15 protein-coding genes are annotated in these 17,289 nt (G+C 72.8%); 8 read left to right on the top strand and 7 right to left on the bottom strand.

Going from position 1 to position 17,289, the window contains the following annotated elements; genetic code table 11:
- Positions 1-18 precede the first annotated feature (18 nt).
- From MQV74_RS27915 to MQV74_RS27900, 4 genes are all read right to left on the bottom strand, one after another.
- Positions 19-2,727 carry an ATP-binding protein gene (locus MQV74_RS27915; protein ID WP_242723142.1) on the bottom strand — a complete coding sequence of 903 codons (2,709 nt, stop codon included), beginning with the start codon at positions 2,725-2,727 and terminating at the stop codon, positions 19-21.
- A 296-nt stretch (positions 2,728-3,023) separates the two neighbouring features.
- Positions 3,024-3,347, bottom strand: coding sequence for an STAS domain-containing protein (locus MQV74_RS27910; protein WP_030361223.1), 324 nt, complete (start codon positions 3,345-3,347; stop codon positions 3,024-3,026).
- 172 nt (positions 3,348-3,519) lie between these two features.
- A complete protein-coding gene (locus MQV74_RS27905) occupies positions 3,520-4,368 on the bottom strand; it encodes a 3-hydroxyacyl-CoA dehydrogenase family protein (protein WP_242723135.1) in 849 nt (282 codons plus the stop codon).
- Between the two features lie 171 nt (positions 4,369-4,539).
- Positions 4,540-5,175 (bottom strand): TetR/AcrR family transcriptional regulator, encoded by a 636-nt coding sequence (locus MQV74_RS27900; protein ID WP_242723133.1) that lies wholly within the window; start codon positions 5,173-5,175, stop codon positions 4,540-4,542.
- Positions 5,176-5,259: 84 nt separating this feature from the next.
- Here MQV74_RS27900 and MQV74_RS27895 point away from each other — a divergent pair, with 84 nt between their 5' ends.
- The 3 genes from MQV74_RS27895 to MQV74_RS27885 all read left to right on the top strand — a co-directional run bounded on the left by MQV74_RS27895 (position 5,260) and on the right by MQV74_RS27885 (position 7,477).
- On the top strand, positions 5,260-6,042 hold the full coding sequence (locus MQV74_RS27895; protein ID WP_242723131.1) for an ABC transporter ATP-binding protein: 783 nt from the start codon (positions 5,260-5,262) through the stop codon (positions 6,040-6,042).
- Between the two features lie 72 nt (positions 6,043-6,114).
- Positions 6,115-6,864, top strand: a complete 750-nt coding sequence (locus MQV74_RS27890) for an ABC transporter permease (RefSeq protein ID WP_242723129.1) — start codon at positions 6,115-6,117, stop codon at positions 6,862-6,864.
- Positions 6,865-6,904: 40 nt separating this feature from the next.
- Entirely contained in the window at positions 6,905-7,477 is a 573-nt protein-coding gene (locus MQV74_RS27885; RefSeq protein ID WP_242723121.1) for a cob(I)yrinic acid a,c-diamide adenosyltransferase, read from the top strand.
- Positions 7,478-7,507: 30 nt separating this feature from the next.
- Here MQV74_RS27885 and MQV74_RS27880 read toward each other — a convergent pair whose 3' ends face one another.
- Complete coding sequence (locus MQV74_RS27880; RefSeq protein WP_242723111.1) at positions 7,508-8,086, bottom strand: hypothetical protein; 579 nt, start codon at positions 8,084-8,086, stop codon at positions 7,508-7,510.
- Between the two features lie 170 nt (positions 8,087-8,256).
- On the opposite strand from MQV74_RS27880, the gene MQV74_RS27875 reads away from it, so the two are divergent.
- The 3 genes from MQV74_RS27875 to MQV74_RS27865 all read left to right on the top strand — a co-directional run bounded on the left by MQV74_RS27875 (position 8,257) and on the right by MQV74_RS27865 (position 12,173).
- On the top strand, positions 8,257-9,456 hold the full coding sequence (locus tag MQV74_RS27875) for a sensor histidine kinase (protein ID WP_242723109.1): 1,200 nt from the start codon (positions 8,257-8,259) through the stop codon (positions 9,454-9,456).
- Positions 9,453-10,100, top strand: coding sequence for a response regulator (locus MQV74_RS27870; RefSeq protein ID WP_242723094.1), 648 nt, complete (start codon positions 9,453-9,455; stop codon positions 10,098-10,100). The genes MQV74_RS27875 and MQV74_RS27870 overlap by 4 nt, the downstream gene beginning before the upstream one ends.
- A 213-nt stretch (positions 10,101-10,313) precedes the next feature.
- Positions 10,314-12,173 carry a glycoside hydrolase family 18 chitinase gene (locus tag MQV74_RS27865; RefSeq protein WP_242723092.1) on the top strand — a complete coding sequence of 620 codons (1,860 nt, stop codon included), beginning with the start codon at positions 10,314-10,316 and terminating at the stop codon, positions 12,171-12,173.
- A 132-nt stretch (positions 12,174-12,305) separates the two neighbouring features.
- On the opposite strand, the gene MQV74_RS27855 is transcribed toward MQV74_RS27865, so the two are convergent.
- Positions 12,306-14,621, bottom strand: a complete 2,316-nt coding sequence (locus tag MQV74_RS27855; RefSeq protein ID WP_308402323.1) for an MMPL family transporter — start codon at positions 14,619-14,621, stop codon at positions 12,306-12,308.
- Between the two features lie 243 nt (positions 14,622-14,864).
- Here MQV74_RS27855 and MQV74_RS27850 point away from each other — a divergent pair, with 243 nt between their 5' ends.
- Complete coding sequence (locus MQV74_RS27850; protein ID WP_242723090.1) at positions 14,865-16,049, top strand: sensor histidine kinase; 1,185 nt, start codon at positions 14,865-14,867, stop codon at positions 16,047-16,049.
- Positions 16,046-16,717 carry a response regulator gene (locus MQV74_RS27845; RefSeq protein WP_242723082.1) on the top strand — a complete coding sequence of 224 codons (672 nt, stop codon included), beginning with the start codon at positions 16,046-16,048 and terminating at the stop codon, positions 16,715-16,717. Before MQV74_RS27850 ends, MQV74_RS27845 begins: the two co-directional genes overlap by 4 nt.
- A gap of 63 nt (positions 16,718-16,780) precedes the next feature.
- Here MQV74_RS27845 and MQV74_RS27840 read toward each other — a convergent pair whose 3' ends face one another.
- Positions 16,781-17,239 (bottom strand): DUF2550 domain-containing protein, encoded by a 459-nt coding sequence (locus MQV74_RS27840; RefSeq protein WP_138961836.1) that lies wholly within the window; start codon positions 17,237-17,239, stop codon positions 16,781-16,783.
- Positions 17,240-17,289 lie beyond the last annotated feature (50 nt).

The raw sequence follows: 17,289 nt of genomic DNA, 5'->3' as shown, positions 1-17,289 counted from the left end.
CCCCTCTTCCGTGCGCGCTCAGGCGGTCGACGGGCCCGGGTCGGAGGCCGAGCTGAAGCTGCTCGCCGGGGCCGAGGACGTCACCGGGCCGCTCGCCGAGTTCGAGGTGTTCGGCGAGGACGGCGCCGTCGGGGGCTGCGACGTGGGCGGCTGCGACGTCGGGGGCTGCGTGGTCGGCGGCCTGGACGTCGGGGGGCGGGACGTCGGCGGGCGCGTGGTCGGCGGCCTGGACGTGGGCGGCCGCGTCGTCGGCGGGTCGGTGGGCCGGTCCGACGGCTTGCCGCTGGGCTTGCCGGAGGGGCTCTTCGTCCCCTCGCCGTCGCCGCCGGTGTGCGACGGAGCGCCGCTGCCGCCGCGCGGCGTCGGGTCGTCGGAGGTGCCCGGTACGCCGTCCCCGCCCGGGTCGGCTGGGCGGTGCGAGGAGCCGTCGCCCGGCTTGTCGGCGCCCATGCCGTCGCCGTCGTCGTCCGCGCTCGCGGACTGGTCGGTACGGACCTTGTGGCGCGGCCCGCCGTCGTCGCTGTCGGAGGTCGCGCCGAGCGTCACCACCGTGCCGAGCACGGCGACGAGCAGGGCGCCCGCCCCGGCCGCGACCAGGTTGCGGCGCGTGCCGCGCAGGATGGCGCGGCGGGTGGGCGCGGGCCCGGGAAGCGGCGCGGGCCCCGGCGCGGCCTGCCGCGTGACCACGGTCTCCGCCTCGTCCGGCGAGGCGGTCGGCGCGGGCGGCAGGGGCGGCACGGCCGGCACGAAGGCGGCGGGCACCCCGCCGGGCGGCGAAGCGGACTCCTCGGACCGGGCGTCCGGCACCTCCTCGCCCGCCGCGGTCCGGCCCCCGGGCAGCACCCCGCCGGAGCGGTCGGCGACCAGGGCGAGGGCCCGGCGGCCCGCGATCATGCCGCGCTTGTCGGCGAGGGCGCCGCGCAGGCCGATGGAGGCCTCCAGTTCGGCGCGGGCCCGGTCGAGCCGCCCGCCGCAGAGCGCGAGGACGCCCAACTCATGGTGGAAGTAGGCCTCTTCGGCCACCTCACCGGCGGTGCGGGAGGCTTCCTGGCCCGCGCGCAGGGCCCGCTCCCAGGCGCCCCAGTCGAGCCCGGCGGCGAAGGCGGGCGCGGCGGTGCGGGCGAGCAGCACGGCGGCGGACGGCTCGTCGGCGACGGCGCCCGGGGCGGCGGGCGCCCCGCCGCGGACCGTGACGAGGGCGGTGAGCGCCGCGAGCACCGTGTCCGCCTCGGCGGCGACGCGCTCGGCGGCGACCGAGGGGTGCCCGCACCACCAGGCGTAGTGCTGGGCGGCGGACTGCGCGTGCGCGGCGGCGTCGTCGGCGTATCCGGCGCTCTCCAGCTGGACACGGACTCCGGCGGCGAGCCGGTGGTGCCCGCCGGCCGGGGTCACGAGGGCGCAGTCGACGAGCTCGGCGAGGGCCGCGTCGGCGTGGGTGTCGCCGACGAGCGCGGGCAGGTGGGCCGGGTGCGGCAGCTCCCCGCCGAGCGCGACGGCGAACCGCAGCGCGGCGCGCGCGGACGGGCTGAGCCGGGAGGCGAGCAGGGCCGCGGGCGCGGCGGCGTCGGCGAGCGAGGGCAGGGGCACGTCGTCCCCGGGTGCCGCCGCGTCCGGGGCGTCGTACGCGGCGAAGTCCTGGAAGGCGGCGGGGTCGGCGCGCAGCCGGTCGCGCTGCCGCAGCAGGGCCCCGGCCTGCACGAAGCGCAGCGGCAGGCCCTCGGACTCGAACCGCAGGTCGCCCGCCCAGTCGGCCTCGTCGTCGGTGAGGACGCGGCCGACGGCGCGCTCCAGGAGCTCCAGGGCGGCGCCGCGGCCGAGGCCGCCGAGGAAGACCTCTTCGAGGTGCGACTCGGCGGCGGGCGCGGCGACGTCGGGGGTCGCGGCGACGAGGAAGGCGCACTCGGGGGTGGCGTCGAGGAGCTCTTCGAGCGCGGTGCCGCCGAACTCCAGGTCGTCGAGGACCACGACGGCGCCTATCTCGCCGACGAGTTCGGTGAGCAGGGCGCGGTCGGGGCGGTACTGCCGGGTGTCGTGGACGGCGGCGCACAGGTCGTACAGGAGGTCCGTCGGCGTCCGGTGGTAGCCGGAGAGGCGGACCACGCCGTCGGGGGCGAGGTCCGCGCAGTCCTCGGCGACGGCGTCGAGCAGCGCGGTGCGCCCGGAGCCCGCGGGTCCGGTCAGGCGCACGGAGCGGCCGCGGGCGAGCAGCCGCACCAGGCGCTCGCGCTCCTCCTGGCGTTCGAGCAGCGGGGTGCGGGTCCTGGCGGGGCCCGCGGGCACGGGCGGCAGGGCGGCCCTGCGGCGTTCGGCGCGCTCGGCGGCGGTGTACTTGCGGGGGCGGTCGGGGTGCTCGCCGGGCGGGCAGGGTTCTATCTCGCTGCCGTCTATGGGGTTGACGGTGAGCAGGAAGTCGCCGGAGAAGAGCTGGACGGCGCGCACGGGCGCGGGTGCGGGGGTGCCGAGGCCGGGTGTGCCGGGCCCGTGCGCGCTCGCGGGGCCCGTCGAGGCGTCGTGCCGCGGCGGGTGGTTCTCCCGCGCCGCGCCGCTGTCGTGGGCCTCGGGCGCGTCGGCGTCGTAGCCGTCGCGGCCTTCGTAGCCGTCGGGGCCCTCGTAGCCGGGGCCTCCGTAGCTGTCGCGGCCCTCGTGTCCGTCGTGGCCTTCGTGGTCGTCACGGCCGACGTAGTCGTCGCGGCCGTGCTCCTCCGGTCCCCGGTTCGTCGGGTCCATGGTCCAAGCCCCCCAGATGCGTCGTGTGCGAAGCCCCCTCCGGCCTTGGGCACACCGCGCTGTCGCTACTGGTCCGGTGCCCCCGTGTGGGTTCGTCAATCGTCGGGCGGACCGAACCCTAAACCGTCTTCAGTATCTCCGCGGAGGGCGGGGTACCGCCCCGCCCGAGACGTCACAGTCTCGTGAGGATTGCGCGAGTGATGCCGTCCCGCACCGCTCGCGCCGCTTGTCCGCGTGTCCCGTACGAGGGCGACGTGTCGCGTACGGGAACGACGGTCACGCGCGAGGGCCGCGTGTCACACGCGAGGAAGCGATTCGACGCCGATGCCGCCCTCGATGGCGAGGATGCGGTGCAGTCGGGTGGCGACGAGCAGGCGCTGCATCTGCGGGGGCACGCCGCGCAGGACGAGCCTGCGTCCGCACCGCCCGGCGCGCCGGTGCGCGCCCATGATGACGCCGAGTCCCGTGGCGTCCCACGAGTCGAGTTCGGACAGGTCGAGCACCAGGTCACCGGCTCCGTCGTCGACGGCCGAGTGCAGGACCGTACGGGCGTCCGCCGCGCTGCGTACGTCGAGGCGTCCCCCGACGACCAGCTGGGCCTGGTCGCCCCTGATGTGCATATGCGCTCCCCGAGAGTGCCGTGTCGTGTGTGACGCCCGTGCCGCGGGACGTCTGCGTATGTCACAGCAACTGACTGTCACGTGGGTGAGGAAGTTGCCGTCTGTAAGCGAACCGATACCGAAATCACTCCGAGGGGTGACCCTCGGAGTGACAGCACGTCCGTGTTCGTGCTCAGTGCTTGTAGAAGCCCTGCCCGCTCTTGCGGCCGATGTCACCGGCGTCAACCATCCGGCGCATCAGCTCGGGGGCGGCGAACTTCTCGTCCTGCGACTCGGTGTAGATGTTGTCGGTGGCGTGCAGCAGGATGTCGACGCCGGTGAGGTCCGCGGTGGCGAGCGGGCCCATGGCGTGGCCGAAGCCGAGCTTGCAGGCGATGTCGATGTCCTCGGCGGTCGCGACGCCCGACTCGTAGAGCTTGGCGGCCTCGACGACGAGGGCGGAGATGAGGCGGGTGGTCACGAAGCCCGCGACGTCGCGGTTGACGACGATGCAGGTCTTGCCGACGGACTCGGCGAACTCGCGGGTGGTGGCGAGGGTTTCGTCGCTGGTCTTGTGGCCGCGGACGAGCTCGCACAGCTGCATCATGGGCACCGGCGAGAAGAAGTGGGCGCCGACGACCCGCTCGGGCCGCTCGGTGACGGCCGCGATCTTGGTGATCGGGATGGCGGAGGTGTTGGAGGCGAGCACGGCCTCGTCCCGCACGAGCTTGTCGAGCGTGCGGAAGATCTCGTGCTTGACCTCCAGCTTCTCGAAGACGGCCTCGACGACGACGTCCGCGTCGGCGACGGCGTCCAGGTCGGTGGTGGTCGTGATGCGGCCAAGCGCGGACTCAGCGGTCCCGGCGTCCAATTTGCCCTTGCTCACGAACTTCTCGTACGAGGCCTTGATGCCGTCGGTGCCCCGGGTCAGCGCCTCGTCGGTGACGTCGCGCAGGACCACGTCCCAGCCCGCCTGGGCGGAGACCTGGGCGATGCCGGACCCCATGAGTCCGGCTCCGATGACGGCGAGCTTTCGTGCCACGTTACGACTCCCCTTGCCTGGCGTATGACGGAGCGCTTACACGCTGTTTACGTATCGCTCTCCAGCGGACACTAGCGCTCGTGAGGTGCCGTGGGGCGGTGAAGAGACGCACGCCACGTGCGGTTTGACGGACATCACACCGGGGCGGGCCGCGCGGGGGGCCGCGGAGGGTCAGGAGGCCTCGCGGACGGCGTAGTTGAGGACCCGTTCGCCGAGGAGGTCCTCCATCTCGTCGATGAGGACGAGCGCCTCGCGGGAGACCTCGCAGGGGTCGCGGCGCTCGACCATCTCGGCGCCGATCCAGGCCAGGACACCGGCGTGCAGCCAGTGCAGCTGGCCCGCGACGAGGTCGGGCAGATGGCCGCCGGGACCCGCCTCCGCGCGCAGGGTGCCCTCCAGGTCGCGCAGGCTCTCCTGCTGGAAGGCCCAGAGCCGCGAGCGCAGGGCGGGCGAGTCGGTGATGACCCGCATGAAGTCGGCGTAGCCCGCGAAGAGTCCGACGGCGGGCGAGACGCCCTCGACGAGTCCGCGCAGCTCGCGCAGGACGGCGTCGGCGGCGGACTCGCCGGTGCGGCGGCCGCGCACCCAGCGCGAGAGCCGGTCGGCCATGTCCGCGCCCCGGTCGAGGAAGAGGTCCTCCTTGGCCGGGAAGTAGTTGTAGACGGTGTTGACGGAGACGTCCGCCGCCTCGGCGACGTCGGCGACGGTCACGGCGGCGAAGCCCCGCTCCAGGAAGAGCCCGGTGGCGATGTCCGAGATCCGCTGCTTGGTCTGCCGCTTCTTGCGCTCCCTGAGTCCCTCTGCCATGTCCTCATCCTAGGCACCGTTCTGGGGGTCCATGAAAAATTGGTGGCATTGCAAAATTACAGTGACTCTGTTTTTGTGGTCTCCATGGCAATCATCAGTACGGCCGGGCTCGCCCGGACCTTCGCCGCCAAGGGCGGTCCCGTGGAGGCCGTGCGCGGCATCGACCTGACCGTCGAGCCCGGCGAGATCCTCGGCTTCCTGGGGCCGAACGGCGCGGGCAAGACCACCACCCTGCGGATGCTCACCACGCTCCTGCCGCCCACCGGCGGCGCCGCCACCGTCGCGGGCCACGACCTGCTGCGGGACCCGGCGGGCGTGCGCGCGAGGATCGGGTACGTGGCCCAGTCCGGCGGCGTCGACCCACAGGAGACCGTGCGCGACGAGCTCGTCCTCCAGGGGCGGCTCTACCACCTGTCGAAGCCCGAAGCGGCCGCCCGCGCGACGGAGTTGGCGGCCGACCTCGGCCTCACCGAGCTGCTCGGCCGCAGGACCGCCGCGCTCTCCGGCGGCCAGCGGCGCAGGCTCGACCTCGCGCTCGGGCTCGTCCACCGGCCCGCCGTGCTGTTCCTCGACGAGCCGACCACGGGGCTCGACCCGGCGAGCCGCGCCGACCTGTGGAAGCTGGTGCGCCGGCTGCGCGCCGAGCACGGCACCACGGTCTTCCTCACCACGCACTACCTGGACGAGGCCGACGCCCTCGCGGACCGGATCGTCGTGGTGGACCGGGGCGTGGTCGTCGCCGAGGGCACCCCGGCCGCGCTCAAGGAGCGCCACGCGGGCTCGCCCGACGCCACGCTCCAGGACGCGTTCCTCGCCATCACCGGGCGCGGCCCGGCCCCGGTGGACACCGCGCCGGTCGCGGTCTGAGCCAGGCCCCTCCGCCGGGCCCGCCGCCCCCCTCCCCTCCCCGTACTCCCCCGTCGAACCCCGGATGCCGCCATGCTTCTGCACGACACCGCGCTGCTGTTCCGGCGCTACGCCCGCCAGACCCTGAACTCCCGCTTCCAGATGCTCTTCGGGGTGCTGATGCCCCTGCTGTACCTGCTGTTCTTCGGCCCGCTCCTCACCGATCTGCCGCTGGCCGCCGACGGTGACTCCTGGCAGGTGCTCGTGCCGGGCCTGCTGCTTCAACTCAGCCTGTTCGGCGCCTCGTTCAGCGGCTTCGCGCTCATCCTGGAGAACAGCTGGGGCGTGGTCGAGCGGATGCGCGTAACACCGGCCAGCAGGCTCGCGCTGCTGCTCGGGCGGCTCCTGCGGGACGCCGCGCTCTTCGTCTTCCAGGCGGTGCTGCTCGTCCTCGCCGCCCTGGTGATGGGGTTGCGGGCGCCGCTCGCCGGGATCCTGATCGGCTTCGCGTTCGTGGCCCTGCTGACCGTCGCGCTCGCCGCCCTGTCGTACGCCCTTGCCCTCAAGGTCCGCACCCCGCAGGAGTTCGGCCCGACGGTCAACGGCCTCGCCATGCCGTCCATGCTGCTCTCCGGCCTGATGCTGCCGATGACGCTCGGCCCCGGCTGGCTGGACGTGCTCTCGCACTTCACGCCGTTCCGCTACCTCGTGGACGCGGTCCGCGACGCGTACGTCGGCGACTACGCGAGCGCGCACATGCTGTACGGCGTCCTGGTCGCCGTCGGCTTCGTGCTCGCCGCCGTGACGGTCGGCACCCGGGTCGTCCGCTCCGCCGGGTCCTAGCGCCCGCCCGGCCGGTGGCGGGCTCACCTACCCTGGCCGCATGGTCAATCTGACGCGCATCTACACCCGTACCGGCGACCGGGGCACCACCGCCCTCGGTGACATGAGCAGGACCGCCAAGACCGACCTGCGGATCTCCGCCTACGCCGACGCGAACGAGGCCAACGCGGTCATCGGCACGGCCATCGCGCTCGGCGGCCTCGACGCGGAGGTCGTGGCGGTCCTCACCCGGGTCCAGAACGACCTCTTCGACGTGGGCGCCGATCTGTGCACCCCCGTCGTCGAGGACCCGGAGTACCCGCCGCTGCGCGTCGAGCAGGGTTACGTCGACAAGCTGGAGGCGGACTGCGACCGCTTCAACGAGGACCTGGAGAAGCTGCGCAGCTTCATCCTGCCGGGCGGCACGCCGGGCGCGGCGCTCCTGCACCAGGCGTGCACGGTGGTGCGGCGGGCCGAGCGCTCCACGTGGGCCGCCCTCGAAGCGCACGGCGCGACGATGAACGCGCTGACCGCCACCTATCTCAACCGCCTCTCCGACCTCCTGTTCATCCTCGCGAGGACGGCGAACAAGGAGGTCGGGGACGTGCTGTGGGTGCCGGGCGGCGAGCGCTGAGCGCTTTGCCGGACCTACCGCGCCGGGCCGTCAGGCCTTGGTGAGGGGCCGGTCGGCGTCCTGCTCCCCAGGGCCGGGCGCCGGGACCCGCTTCGGGAAGAGGGTGTAGCTGCCCGCGATGATCAGGTTGATGCCGATGACCCAGAGCATCTTCTGCTGCCACGCCCGCAGCGACCCGGTCTCGCCGTCGGAGCCGACGTACCAGATGGCGCCCTGGAGCAGGGCCATGGCGATCACCGCGGCGAGCACCCAGCGGGCGGCGGACTTCCACTCGTGCAGCGCGCGCGGCCACCCGTACTTCGGCTTGACCGGCTTGGGGCCGCCCGCGAAGCGGTGGGCGACGCGGACGTCCACCCACTTGACTGTGTAGTGGCCGAGCGCGACCGAGTAGCCGATGTAGACGGCGGCCAGGCCGTGCTTCCAGTCCGGCTCGGCGCCGTTCTTCAGGTCGATCGCCGTGACGACGAACAGGACGACCTCCAGGAGCGGCTCGCAGAGCAGCACCGCGACACTGGCGCGGGGCATCTTCGCCCAGTACCGCAGGGCGAGGCCTCCGGCGAGCAACACCCAGAAGCCCACTTCACACAGGATGATCAGAGTGACGATCACGGCTCGTTCCTCCTGGAGGCGCTGTTCTTCCTTGTCACCTCTCCAGGCTCCCGGCCGCACGCCCCGCGATCGTCGTCGTCAGTGACGAAGTGTGGGTGCATCCTTCGATGTACCCGGGCCTCACCCGGCATAGGGAGGCCGGGGCGCCGCGGGCCGTGTTGGATGGAGCCATGCCGCTGCCGCTCCCCCGCCCCGACGCCGTCGACGTGCGCATCGCCGTCGTCAGTCTGGTCAGCGGCGTCGCGCTGTGGGCGCTGGGGCTGCACATGCAAATAGACCGGCCCCTCAGCTACGGGTGGACGCTGGTGCCGCTGTTCGTCATGGCGGGCCTGGAGCTGCTGCGCCGGACGGCGCCGCAGACCGCCCTGGCCTGCGGCACCCTCGCGCTGATCGCCGACCAGTTCACCCCGGGCAATCTGGCGACGGTCGTGATGTTCACCGACCTGGTGTACGCGGCCGTCCTGTACGGCACCCCGGCCGCGGCCCGGCGCATCCCGATCACCACGGGGCTGATCACCGTGGCGATGACGATCGGCTTCCTGGCCTGGTTCCGGGATGCGGAGGCGCTGCTCATCGGCGCCGTCACCGCTCTGGTGTCGTTCGCACCCGCGACGACCGGCGTCCTGGTACGCAGCCATCGGGAGGCCGCCGAGATGGCCCGGCTGCGCGCCGAGCAGACCGCGCTGCTCGCCGAGATGGACCGCACCCAGGCGGTGACCGCCGAGCGCGCCCGGATGGCCCGCGAGCTGCACGACATGGTCGCCAACCACCTGTCGGCCATCGCCATCCACTCCACGGCCGCGCTGTCCCTCGACGACCCGCGGACCACCCGGGACGCCCTCACCGTCATCCGGGAGAACAGCGTCGAGGGCCTCTCGGAGATGCGCCGCCTCATCGGCATCCTGCGGGACTCCAGCGGAGACCTGGAACCGGTGGCGGCGCCCACCCTGGACGGGCTCCGCTCCCTGGTCGAGAACGCGCGCGCCAACGGCCTGGACGTCACCCTCGACGACACCCGCGCCCCGGGCGCCGAAACCCCGCCCGCCCCGGTCGGTCTCGCCGCGTACCGCATCGTGCAGGAGTCGCTGACCAACGTGCTCAAGCACGCGGCCCCCGGACCGGTCACCGTGACCCTCACCCAGCCGCAGGGCGCCCTGTGCGTGCTGGTCACGAGCCCGTACGGGGACACGCCGGGGCCGCGCGCGCCCGGCTCCGGCGCCGGGCTCGTCGGCATGCAGGAACGCGCCGCGCTGCTCGGCGGCACGTTCGCGGCGGGCCCGGAGGCGGACCCGGACGCGCCCGCGGGCAAGGTGTGGCGGGTGGCCGCCCGGCTGCCCGTGGACCCCGCAGACCAAGAGGTGACCGAATGATCCGTGTCCTCGTCGCCGAGGACCAGTCCGCCGTGCGGGCGGGCCTCGTCCTAATCCTGCGCAGCGCGCCCGACATCGAGGTCGTCGGCGAGGCCGCGGACGGCGAGCAGGCCGTGGCGCTCGCCCGCGAGCTGCGGCCCGACCTCGTCCTGATGGACGTGCAGATGCCGCGTCTTGACGGCGTGTCGGCCACGCGCCAGGTGGTCGCCGAGCGGCTGGCCGACGTGCTCGTCCTGACGACGTTCGACCTGGACGAGTACGTCTTCGGGGCCCTGCGCGCGGGCGCGTCGGGCTTCCTCCTGAAGAACACGGAGGCGAGGGCGCTGCTCGACGCGGTGCGCACGGTCGCGCGCGGCGAGGGCCTGATCGCGCCCGCCGTCACCCGGCGGCTGATCGCCGAGTTCGCCGCGCCCCGCCCGGTGCGCTCCGCGAACGCGCCCGACCCGGCGGTCCTCGACGCCCTGACGCCGCGCGAGCGCGAGGTCCTGTCCTGTCTGGGCGAGGGCATGTCCAACGCGGAGATCGCCCGCCGCCTCAGCATGGCGGAGGGCACGGTGAAGACGCATGTGAGCCGCCTGCTCGGCAAGCTGGAGCTGCGCAGCCGGGTGCAGGCCGCCGTGCTCGCCCAGGAGCTGGGAGTCTGATCGCCCTTCGGCCCCGCCCGGACCCGCCGGGCGGGGCCATCCGTCCCAACTGCCCGATTTCGGCCAGTGGTTGAACCCCTTGACCGTTGGTCCAGACCTTTCTATTCTCGCCGCACTGCGGTGGGCACAGAACGTGCACAACGTGCTCATGGGCGTCGCAGGGTTCCACCAGTTCCATCACTCCCAGCGAGGAACTACCCCCAGGAGCACACCTTGCGCGTCAAACTCAGGTCCAGACACCGGCTGACGGCGGGGCTCACCACCCTGCTGCTCCCCTTCGCCACCCTGGTCGCCCTCGGCGGCTCCGCCCAGGCGTCCCCCGCGGCCGCGCCGAAGGCGGCCGCCGCCGGGGCCACCGCCACGTACCAGAAGACCCAGGACTGGGGCGCCGGCTTCGAGGGCAAGTGGACGATCAAGAACACCGGCACCGCCTCGATCAGCGGCTGGACCGTCGAGTGGGACTTCCCCGCCGGAACCCGCGTCACCTCCGGCTGGGACGCGACCATCACCAACTCCGCCGACCACTGGACCGCCAAGAACCTCGGCTGGAACGGGACGCTCGCCCCCGGCGCCTCGGTCTCCTTCGGCTTCAACGGCAGCGGCAGCGGCAACCCCTCCGGCTGCAAGCTGAACGGCGAGAGCTGCGACGGCGGCGGCCAGCCCGGCGACGCCCCGCCCTCGGCCCCCGGCACCCCGACCGCCTCCGGCGTCACCGACACCTCGGTGAAGCTGGACTGGAAGGCCGCCACCGACGACAAGGGCGTCAAGAACTACGACGTGCTGCGCGACGGCTCCAAGGTCGCCACCGTCACCGGCACCGCGTACACCGACTCCGGCCTGACCAAAGGCACCGACTACTCCTACAGCGTGCAGGCCCGTGACACCGCCGACCAGACGGGACCGGTCAGCGCCTCGGTGAAGGTCCGCACCACCGGCGGCGGCCCCGACCCCGACCCGGGCGCCAAGGTGAAGCTCGGCTACTTCACCAACTGGGGCATCTACCAGCGCAACTACAACGTCAAGGACATCGTGACCTCCGGCTCCGCCGAGAAGATCACACACATCAACTACGCCTTCGGCAACGTCCAGGGCGGCAAGTGCACGATCGGCGACTCCTACGCGGACTACGACAAGGCCGTCCCGGCCAACCTGTCGGTGGACGGGGTCGGCGACACCTGGGACCAGCCGCTGCGCGGCAACTTCAACCAGCTGCGCAAGCTCAAGGCCAAGTACCCGCACATCAAGGTGCTGTGGTCGTTCGGCGGCTGGACCTGGTCCGGCGGCTTCACCGACGCCATGAAGAACCCGGCGGCGTTCGCCGACTCCTGCTACAAGCTGGTCGAGGACCCGCGCTGGGCCGACGTCTTCGACGGCATCGACCTGGACTGGGAGTACCCCAACGCGTGCGGCCTGAGCTGTGACACCTCGGGCCCGGCCGTGATGAAGACGATGATGCAGGCCTTCCGCGCCAAGTTCGGCGCGGGCAACCTCGTCACCGCCGCCATCACCGCCGACGCCTCGCCCGGCGGCAAGATCGACTCCGCCGACTACGGCGGCGCCGCCGAGTACGCCGACTGGTACAACGTGATGACGTACGACTTCTTCGGCGCCTGGGACGCCAAGGGCCCCACGGCCCCGCACTCCCCGCTCACCGACTACCCGGGCATCCCCAAGGCGGGCTTCAACTCGGCCGCGGCGATCGCCAAGCTCAAGGCCAAGGGCGTACCGGCCAAGAAGCTCCTGCTCGGCATCGGCTTCTACGGCCGCGGCTGGACCGGCGTCACGCAGAAGGAGCCGGGCGGCACCGCCACCGGACCCGCCCAGGGCTCGTACGAACAGGGCATCGAGGACTACAAGGTCCTCAAGAACTCCTGCCCCTCCAACGGCACCGTGGCGGGCACGGCCTACGCCCACTGCGGCACCAACTGGTGGTCGTACGACACCCCGGCGACCATCCGGGCCAAGATGGCCTGGGCCAAGGAGCAGTCCCTGGGCGGCGCCTTCTTCTGGGAGTTCAGCGGCGACACCGCCAATGGCGAGCTGGTGAACGCCATCCACGAGGGCCTGAAGTAACCCTCCCCCGAGGACCCGAGGCACCCCCTCGGCGACCCCGGCCGTGCTCCGCCCCCTGACACGGCCGGGGCCATGACGAAGCCGGGGAGGCGGGAACGCCCCCCGCCTCCCCGGCTTCTTCGCGCCCGCCCGTCAGCGACGGGCCTGCGAGCCGTACTCCGAGCCGTACTCCGATCCGTACGGCGAGCCGTACCCCTGCTGCTGGTAGGGCCCCGTGTACGCGCCGTACTCCGCGGGCGCGGGCGCCTGGTGACCGTGACCGCCGCGGCCCCCGTGCCCGCCGCCGGACCCGCGGCCCGAGCGCGAGGGCCACCACGTCGCCCGGCCGAGCATCGCCACCACCGCGGGCACCAGGACGATCGAGAGCACCAGCGACGACAGGCCGATGCCGAGCGCGGTGACGAGACCGATCTCCTGGGTGGCCGGGGACGGGTTCACTGCCAGGCTCGCGAAGGAGCCCGCGAGGACGACACCGGCCGTGACGATGGCCGGGGCCGTGTGCCGCACCGCGGCCGCCACCGCCTGCCGCGCCGAGCCCGGCCGGCCCATCTCCTCCCGGATGCGGTCGCTGATCAGGATGTTGTAGTCGGTGCCGAGGGCGACGACGAACAGGAACAGCACGAGCGGGAGCGTGAAGGACACACCCGGCCGGTCGAGGAGGTGCTGGAACACCAGGACGCCGGACCCGAGCGTCGCCGTGAAGCCGAGCCCGATGGCGAGCATGAGCACCAGCGGCGCGAGCAGGCTGCGCAACAGGGCCACCAGGATCAGGGCGATCAGCGCGGCGGCCACGGGGAAGACCACCTTGAGGTCCTTCGACACGGCCTCGGAGATGTCGGAGAAGATCGCGGCCTGGCCCGACACATGGGCCTCGGTGCCGGGCGGCGCCGCCTTGGCGACGACCGGCCGCACCTCGTCGGAGACGACGTCACGGGCCCGCTGCGACTGCACGTCCACGGACAAGTAGAAGTCCACCTTCGCGGCCGTGTGCTCCTTGTTGACCACCGGCTGCGCCACGCGGCCGACGCCCTTGACGGCCTTCAGGTCCTTGGTGAGGCCTTCGAGCCCCGCCCGGTCGATCCTGACCTTCTTCGCCCCGTCGCCGTCGGCCGCCACGTACACGGTGTGCGGGCTGTCCACGCCGCCGGGCAGCGCCTTGGAAATCTCCTTGGCCGTCACCGCCGCGGGAGTGTCGTCCGGGCCCGGGTCCGTGCCGTAGTCCATCTTCATGCCGAGCACGCCCGCGCTCAGCGCGACCAGGAGGCCGACGCTGGCGGCCATGAAGAGGAACGGGCGCCGGGCGACGCGCTCCCCGAGCCGCGCGCTCATCCCGGGGCGCGGCTCCTTGCGCAGCGCCCGCGACGGCCAGAACATCTTGCGCCCGGACACCGCGAGCAGCGCGGGCATGAAGGTGAGGCTGGCGACGAGCATCACCAGGACGCACACCGCGATGGCCGGGCCGAGCACCTTGAACTGCCCGAAGCTCGCGATGCCCAGGGTGGCGAACGCGGCCACGATGGTGAGCGCCGCCGACGCGATGGCCGCGCCGACCCGGCCCGCGCACTCCCCCGCGACGTCCCGGGGGCGTGCCGCCGGATCGGCCCGCAGCAGCTCGCGGAACCGGAACAGCAGGAACAGGAAGTAGTCGATGCCGATGCCGAGGAGCACCACGGTGATCAGCGACGGCGTCGACGGATCCAGCTTGAAGTCGAACAGCAGGGCCGTGCCGACCACCGCGCCGGTCGCGGCGCCACCGATGATGACCACGGCGAGCAGCGGCAGGATGGCAGCGAGGACACTGCGGAAGGCCAGCACGTTCAGGAGCACGATCAGCCCGACGGTGAGCAGCCCGACCAGCTTCTCGGTGTCCTCCTGGTCCTCCGCCGTGTCGGCGAGGTCCGCGATCCCGCCGGTGTACCCGGAGCGCAGGTCCGCCCGGCCGAACGCCTTCTCCGCGTGCTCGCGGAAGTCGCGGAAGACCTCCTGGAGCGCGGGGTCGTTCTGGTTGCCCTTGAGCGAGACGGAGACCAGGCGGAACGATTTGTCCGGCGCGTCGGCCAGCGGCCTGACGACCGGCGTCTGGGAGTGGTCCGTCATCATGAACGACGGCACGTCGTCGGGATTGGCCATCTTCAGGCGCTGCTTGCCGAGCCCGGCCGCGATCCTGTCGATGCGCGCACTGTCGCCCGCGGCGAGCTTGCGCCCGTCCTCACGGGCGACGAGCACCGTGACGGCGTTGCCGTCGGGCTTGGCCCCGAACTCGTCCTCGGCGATCTTCAGGGCGGCCGCAGAGTCGTAGGACTTCGGCAGGAAGCCCGCGATGTCGGGCTCGGTGACGCTGTTCAGCTTGGCCTGGCCGACCAGGGTCAGTCCGAGGCCGACCAGTGTCCAGAGCAGGATGAACTTCCAGGCATGGCGTGTGGTGCACGCCGTCAGGGATCTGATCACGGTTCCGGTTCCTCCGGCAGGTGGGGTGGAGCCCGGTCCCACCGGGCCCTTCCAGAAGACCACCGGCAGCCCCGCGATCACCTCGACCGCTGCGACGAAACCGCCCCGGGACCAGGGCCACGGCCCCCGGGCCCGACCAGGACCCTGCTCCTAGCCGCGCACTCCGCCCCGAGGATGACGCCCCCGCCGATCCCGCAGACTGGAATGGACACACACATTCCCCCGGCAAGGAGTCAGTACGGCATGCTCGCGCGCAGCCACCCGCCACGTCCCGGCACCTGGAGGCCGAGCCGCCGGGACGTCCAGGTGGCGCTCGGTGCCGCGGTCCTCGACCTCACCGCCTACACGCTGAACGTGGGCACCAACGGCGTGAACTGGAGCGCGGGCGTACTCGCGCTCCACTTCCTGTTCCCCGTCCTCCTGGTCTGGCACCGGCGCCACCCCCTGACCGCCCTGGCCTGCGTCCTCGTCAACCTGACCGTCATCAGCTGCTTCGCCGCCAACGCGTACGGCCTGTCCATCTCCCTCGTCGTCGCCCTGTTCTCCGTGGCCCTGGAACGGCCGCCGCGCGTCGCGGTGGCCGCGGGCGCCGTGACCCTCGTCGCGCTCCAGGTGCCCGGCATCGGCGAGGACGAGGAGCTGGTGCGGGCGCTGATCGCGGACGTGGTCGGCCTCGGCATGGCGGTCGTCGTCGGCTTCGCCGCCCGCCAGTGGCAGCGGCAGCTCGCCGCCCACCGCGAACTGCTCGCCGCGGGCGCGGTCGCGGCCGAGCGACGCCGCATCGCCCGCGAGCTGCACGACGTCGTCGCGCACCACATCACCGCCATGCAGCTGATGGCAGGCGGCGCGCGCAAGGTGGTCCAGCACGACGTGGCCCTGGCCCAGGACGCCCTGAAGTCCCTGGAGGACTCCGGCCGCCTGGCGCTCAGCGAGATGCGGCAGCTCCTGGACGTCCTGCGCACCGACGAGGACACCGAGGGCGGCCCGGCCGCGCCCCAGCCGGACGTCGACGACCTCCCCCGGGTGGTCGCCGAGTCGCGCCAGGCGGGGGTGGACACCGAGCTGCTCGTCGACGGCGTGCGCCAGGAGCTCGCCCCCACCCTCGGCCTCACCGTGTTCCGGATCGTCCAGGAAGCCCTCACCAACATCCGCAAGCACGCGATCGGCGCCCACGCCACGGTGCGCCTCGACTACGGGCCCGAGCTGCTCACCGTCGAGATCCGCAACGACGGCTCCGGCACCACCACCACCGCGCGCAAGGGCCGTGCCGGACACGGCCTCGTCGGCATGCGCGAACGCGTGGCCCTGCACGGCGGCACCCTGGAGACCGGGCCCCGGCCCGAAGGCGGCTTCCGGGTCCTTGCGACACTGCCCCTGCCCGCCGGTGAGCAGGCCCCCACGTCCCACGAGAGAGCGACGGTCCGTTGACAGCGTCCGACAGCCCCCTGACCGTCCTGATAGCCGACGACCAGCCGCTGGTCCGCAGGGGCATCGCGCTCATCTTCCACGCCGATCCCGGCGTGCGCGTCGTCGGCGAGGCCGGGGACGGCCGCGAGGCCGTGGACCTGGCGCTCCGGCTCCGCCCCGACGTGGTCCTCATGGACATCCGCATGCCCCGCCTCGACGGCGTCGAGGCCACCGCGGCCCTCGCCACCGAGCTTCCGGACTGCCGCGTCCTCGCCCTGAGCACCTTCGACATGGACGAGTACGTGGTCGGCGCGCTCCGCGCGGGCGCCGCGGGCTTCCTGCCCAAGGACGTCTCGCCCGAGGAGCTGGTGGCCGCCGTCCACACCGTGAGCCGCGGCGAGGCGGCCGTGGCCCCGCGGCTGCTCACCCGGCTGATCTCGGCGTACGTCACCACGCCCGCGCCCCGGGCGGCCCAGCGCGTCCGCCCCGACCTCACGTCCCGGGAGACGGACGTCTGGACCCTCATGGCCAGGGGCTACGACAACACGGAGATAGCCGAGGCGCTCCGGATCAGCCCCTCCACGGTCAAGAACCACGTCACCGCCGTCTTCGCCAAACTGGGCGCCCGCGACCGCGCCCAGGCGGTCATAGCGGCCTACGAGTCGGGCCTGATCACAGCGGGCCAGTAACCCGCGCCTCGTCCAGCCCCTGGTTTCGGGAAGGGGCGGGATCGGGGAATCCCCCGGCAGGGCCTACGCCACGTTCACCCGTTGACCGGGGGGCGCCGCCTCCAGCCACGCCAGAAAGCCGGTCAGCGCGTCCTCGCTCATCGCGAGCTCAAGGCGCACACCCCGGTGCAGACAGCCGAGCACCACCGCGTCGGAGAGCAGCGCGAGCTCCTCCTCGCCGTCGGGCGCGCGCCGGTCCACGACCTCGATCGCCGACCGTTCGAGGACGCGCCGCGGCCTGGGAGCGTAGGAGAAGACACGGAACCATTCGATCCGGTCCCCGTTGTAGCGGGCCACCCCGTAGCCCCAGCCCTTGCCGGAGGTGTCGGGGGCCTCGTCGGGAGCGGGCGCGTGCCAGCGCAGGCTGCAGTCGAAGGTGCCGCCGGACCGCTGGATGAGTCTGCGGCGCAGGCCGAAGACGAAGAGCCCCAGCAACACCAGCGCGATCAACGCAAGTCCGCACACGAGCAGAACGAGGATCATCGGCACCGACCTCCTCGCCTCACTACAGTCTCAACACGACTTCCCGAAAC

The organism is Streptomyces sp. AN091965, assembly GCF_022698285.1.
Classification (GTDB): Bacteria; Actinomycetota; Actinomycetes; order Streptomycetales; family Streptomycetaceae; genus Streptomyces.
Note: the sequence above shows the minus strand (reverse complement) of the source record. Positions and strands in the feature narration are given on the sequence as shown.